The sequence below is a fragment of the Janthinobacterium sp. PSPC3-1 genome (assembly GCF_049896105.1).
GTDB lineage: Bacteria > Pseudomonadota > Gammaproteobacteria > Burkholderiales > Burkholderiaceae_D > Janthinobacterium.
In genome coordinates this window covers 1-4,508 of the sequence record NZ_JAFCTQ010000078.1, presented here as the reverse complement: position 1 = coordinate 4,508, position 4,508 = coordinate 1, and the positions used below count along the sequence as shown (strand labels likewise).

Here is a 4,508-nt window from a genome sequence, read left to right as displayed (position 1 = left end):
CAACCAATTTGTGTCCCAAATTCAATCATGGCATCGTGCGATGCTCAAGGGTAGACGGCGGTGGGACGACGCTTACTAAATTCTTGGCTCGCGTGGGATATGCAACTACCCGGCAAATCGCAAGGGCCGTTCTTGGCGTGTGCGACATTAGCAGCCGAAAAATGGCCGGCCGTACAATTCGCTGCCTGTTGGCTCTTGGCTATTTGGTGCAAAAACGCGATGGAGACTCTATTGCCGGGGAGATGATGTTGGCATTGAATCGTGCTGGGGTGGCCGCGCTTGCGGAGCTTGTCGAGATGCCAAACGGGCGCGCGCACGCACGTGACTGGATTCGTCATGCACACAAACACCGTACTGTATGCAATTCAGTTTTTGCCGCTGTAACCAGGGGACTCGACGAGCACATTGGGTGGTCAGAGCTGGAAATTCGGGCAGGTAGCGCACCGGTCAAGCTATCATCCTTCAGCTATAAAGACGACGAGGGCACCAATCTTCTAAAGATTCCCGACTTGCTGTTACATGGCGCATCAGGTCCGATTTGGGTCGAGGTAGAAAACGGTTGGCGCGGAGCCAGAGACATGCAGAAGCTTGTCTGGTTCTTAAGGCGTATCTTTGAGCATCCAGCACCCGTGGTGGATAAAGTATGGTTTGTGGTTACCGCCCCCGGCGCCAAGTCTATCGGAAAGCGTCTGCACGCAGCATTAACGCATCGGCCAGACAGCGGATATCCGCGCCAAATCCGTGAACTCGACGCCCGGATTTTGAACGAGCGCCTTGCTATTTTTCAACTGGACGCAGACCGTTTGGAGCTTACACGACTCCCTTGGCAGCAGGATTGCACGGAAAACTAGCCAAGTGATACGTCGAATAGATCGCCGCTCGATGAATTGTGTAAAACACCTGCAGTAAGATTCAATTCAACAGCTGATTATCGCTCGTAACTGTGTCTGTACTTTCTTGTACTTGAACCGTAGCTTGCGGCTTGCCGTTACGAGCAGGCAGAACTGTGGCCAGTTCTGACGCGCTTGTATCAAGGAATGCCTTAGCCGCTTCATCTTGCTCACTGAGGCGCTCCAGACGCTCGACAATTTGAGGAAACCAGGGCTGTATTTTCTCAGCAGGGGTCTCGAGCATATCTCCGGCTGGAAAAAAAGTATGCTTGTCCACCTGCGGACCGCGGCTACCGAAAAGCAGTGTCCGGGTACGAACAACACCAGCTCTTAAAATGACTTCAGCCTCTTTATCTTTGCACCTCTTGCGGTTGATTATCGCAACGTAACCTGCGATTTTTCCAGGTTCAGGGGGCAGAATTACTCGCTCGCCACCACGGTCTACTTCTTCCGGCCAGGTACGGTCAAAAGGAACCACCATACCAGTGTACGAGCACTTGCCATCACCATCATCGCGCCACCATTCGCGCACGAATCGCAGCTCTACAGCACCACCCAGTTGAATTGGCACGGCGGTTTCGCCTACCGGATACATGGTGATGCTGGAAAACAGAATGGCTGCCAAATAGACAGCATTCAAAAAATCGAACATGCTTCCGCCTCATATTGAACGTACATGAAGACGCACCGCCATCGCGCCGCCTGCGTCGTCTTACCCAGAGCCTCATGCGCTTGTGCGCTTCCAGAAAGCCGCTCCCCGCTCTGCTACTGCATCATCGACTTAGGTATGCCTTTGAATTGAATCGCATACTGGAGCGTCGCCTTAGTGCGGAAGGCTTCCGCCTCAGCGCCACTCAGACGCTGCTCTTTAATCATTCTCTCTATCCCCGCCAGCACCTCCGGAGACAAGGACTCCCGGGCTACGGCAAGCGCTTGTGCAGGGTCTGCGGCTGGATTGTTCGGTTCCTTGGCCGCTGCCTGAGGGTTAGCAGCTGCAAACTGCTTGATCGCTTCCCACGCGGCCGATGCGCTCGATTCCAGGGCCACTTGCTCCGGAGTCTTGCCATTGCTGTCTTTAGTAAGTATCTTCATGGACCCTGCAGCCAGGAAGAGCTGAACTGCCACTTCATCGTCACGGCGAATTGCTGCGAAAAACTGTTCGGTCGAGTGATACGTCAACCCCATTCCTGCGAGGTTTTTGCGCGCTTCCACTTTACTGTTGCCCTGTGATGCAACGCCACCCATCCCAGATACCGATGGCGAAGCAGTGGGCAATGCTGCCACAGACGGCTGGGCAGCTATCTCGCTCCTGGCGGGCATCAACTTGGCCACTGCATCCTTATCCGGTTCTTCAAGCGTAGCGCCAGGAACATCGATTTTCTCAACCAGCAACTGAGGCAGATTCTTGCGTATGGCCGCAATCTCTTCTTTCAAGCGCTTGGCGTTGTAGTCTTCGTCCTTGCCTCGGATAGCGCTGGTAATGCCGTTAAACAGCCCGGACGTAAGCGATTCTGTCTTCTTGACGGACGCAAAGATCAAGTAAATCTTCACGCCACGCTCAAACGGGTACAGACACGCTTGCACGCGTTCAGCAGCAAACATGAATGGATTTTTGATCGGTGCCGGGGTCTTGGTGACTTCTGCGAAGCCGTTGCGACACTGGTACTCACTGACAGGCTGCCCCTGGACCAGGAAATCCTGGAGCGTCGGCTCCAGAGGGCGAGCAGGCAACGCCGCCGGACGACTGTGCACGTTATATGAGGTTGGAATAGCGAACTGTGACAACGCATCCTTGACTTGCGCCGCCACATCCTGAGCGCGCGCATTTGGCACCACTAGCTCAGCTTTTGATGTTTGCACATTGAACTGGTCACGAATATCCGCAGCGACAGCCCCATGCACGCCGTAGATGAACAAGCCGGCCATCACGGTTTTCAAAACTACTTTCTTGCCCATATTTCATCCTAAATATTTAATGATTGATATCGCTCAACAAGTTTCCGTTCAAGCCAGGAAAATCATGCGATCAGTGATTGTTGAAGCTGTCATGTCCGATATCCGCATCGTGATAAGAGTGATGACTGTCAGTGCCAAAAGCATTGCCCATCACATCCACGCTACCTATCCCGGCCATCATGGGGAGACCGTTAGCAGGATTGAAGTCCGTTAGCGGATGATTTGCGATTTCGTCGTGGCTTTCGCTTGAAGTGGCGCGTAAAGCCTCGTAAGCGGCACTGATACGCTGATCAACGATGACGCTATTACCTAGCTCATAGGCGGTGAACAGGGGAATCCCCGCTGCTATTGCCGCGCCCCCACAACGGAAACGCGGCGACGATACAAAAATCGCCGCATTACCTGGCGCAAAGTTCTTCACGCCCTCGCTGCCAAACTCAATGATTGGTGTGCCCTGCGAGGTTACCCAGTCCTTATATTTCGTACGTAGCAAGCGATTATGGATGTGCGCGAATATGGCCAGTAGAGGAGCAGCGATGGGAGATGCAAACGCACGCAAGAGCAAGGAAGCCAGATGAATTAATAGCGTCAGGAACATCAGCCCGAAGGTAACCACGATCCACGTCACGCAAAATCCCCCAGCACCGGCTGCGAGAACGACCAAGGGCTCCTTTTTGGTAAGCAGCGTGACAGCGAGACCGAAAAACAAAGCAATAACCGCAAGCACCATGGCAATGCGCGAGCTGTTTCTCTCGGCCCAGCGCATTACATTGTTGTCAAGGATGGTAACTAGCAGCATCACGGCGCCGACAACTGCTGCGAGCGGCAATGCTCTAGTCCCCAGGCCCGCAACGTAAGCCAGCAACAAGTAAGCCAAGATCGCTGCTGCCAGCGGTCGAATGATCTTGGGAAGCAAAATGGCTCTCTTCACCAAGGAAAGCACCGCGTCATGATGCGGAAGATCGATGCGGGAAAGATAGCCGATGAGTTGTGCAGGTGGCAGTGACATGCTCGATGTTTCCTATATGACAATTTGGCTCGGCGAGGATTTGACTCTACTTATTTATTTAAAATATTGCCACAGAGAATTCTACGAATTTCGTAGAGACGGCGCAAGCATATTCTACGAATATCGAAGTATGCCTCCCCGCTCTAAACCTTCCTCTTCTCTTTTTGGACTACGCTTACGTGAAGCAAGGCTTCTCGCCGGTATCCCACAAGATAAGCTGGGTGTAGCAATTGGCTTGGACGAAACGACAGCGAGCGCGAGAATCAGCAGATACGAGACGGGAGTCCATGCGCCACCTTTTGAAATAGCAGCTCAATTAGCGATGGTACTCAATGTGCCGACACCTTTTCTTTACTGTGAAGATGATGAATTAGCTGCGGTTATCCAAGCGTGGCATCAGCTTTCCAACATTGAACGAGCTCGCTTGCTAACGCTCCTCCGCATGAAACAGGATTAATCCTGAAATCTAACTTTGCGTAGGCAAAATCAATTACCCAAAATATCATATTTCACATAGGAAATATTCACACATTGTCACATCCGGTAGTCAGACACAACAGCCAAGGCGGACGATGTCTGAGGTACCCTGACTTTTTCGGACACTCTAGTTTGGTAAACTTCACCAACTGGAGAACTTATGACACGCTCAACAA

At 52.4% G+C, this 4,508-nt stretch carries 5 protein-coding genes; 2 read left to right on the top strand and 3 right to left on the bottom strand.

Annotated features, from left to right (window positions below; genetic code table 11):
* Positions 1 to 851, top strand: an 851-nt coding sequence (locus tag ACP7B7_RS31460; RefSeq protein ID WP_426079336.1) for a hypothetical protein, incomplete at its 5' end; no start/stop codon positions are given.
* Positions 852 to 912: 61 nt separating this feature from the next.
* On the opposite strand, the gene ACP7B7_RS31455 is transcribed toward ACP7B7_RS31460, so the two are convergent.
* The 3 genes from ACP7B7_RS31455 to ACP7B7_RS31445 all read right to left on the bottom strand — a co-directional run bounded on the left by ACP7B7_RS31455 (position 913) and on the right by ACP7B7_RS31445 (position 3,855).
* Entirely contained in the window at positions 913 to 1,542 is a 630-nt protein-coding gene (locus ACP7B7_RS31455; protein WP_426079335.1) for a hypothetical protein, read from the bottom strand.
* Positions 1,543 to 1,655: 113 nt separating this feature from the next.
* Positions 1,656 to 2,846, bottom strand: a complete 1,191-nt coding sequence (locus ACP7B7_RS31450; protein WP_426079334.1) for a hypothetical protein — start codon at positions 2,844 to 2,846, stop codon at positions 1,656 to 1,658.
* A 70-nt stretch (positions 2,847 to 2,916) separates the two neighbouring features.
* A complete protein-coding gene (locus ACP7B7_RS31445; RefSeq protein WP_426079333.1) occupies positions 2,917 to 3,855 on the bottom strand; it encodes a hypothetical protein in 939 nt (312 codons plus the stop codon).
* Between ACP7B7_RS31445 and ACP7B7_RS31440 the strand changes: the two genes are divergently transcribed.
* Complete coding sequence (locus ACP7B7_RS31440) at positions 3,854 to 4,312, top strand: helix-turn-helix domain-containing protein (protein ID WP_426079332.1); 459 nt, start codon at positions 3,854 to 3,856, stop codon at positions 4,310 to 4,312. The genes ACP7B7_RS31445 and ACP7B7_RS31440 overlap by 2 nt on opposite strands.
* Positions 4,313 to 4,508 lie beyond the last annotated feature (196 nt).

What these genes read in the sequence shown, in the direction of transcription:
- ACP7B7_RS31455 (WP_426079335.1), bottom strand. Translation starts at nt 1,542, where the DNA reads ATGTTCGATTTTTTGAATGCTGTCTATTTGGCAGCCATTCTGTTTTCC.
- ACP7B7_RS31450 (WP_426079334.1), bottom strand. Translation starts at nt 2,846, where the DNA reads ATGGGCAAGAAAGTAGTTTTGAAAACCGTGATGGCCGGCTTGTTCATC.
- ACP7B7_RS31440 (WP_426079332.1), top strand. Translation starts at nt 3,854, where the DNA reads ATGCTCGATGTTTCCTATATGACAATTTGGCTCGGCGAGGATTTGACT.
- ACP7B7_RS31445 (WP_426079333.1), bottom strand. Translation starts at nt 3,855, where the DNA reads ATGTCACTGCCACCTGCACAACTCATCGGCTATCTTTCCCGCATCGAT.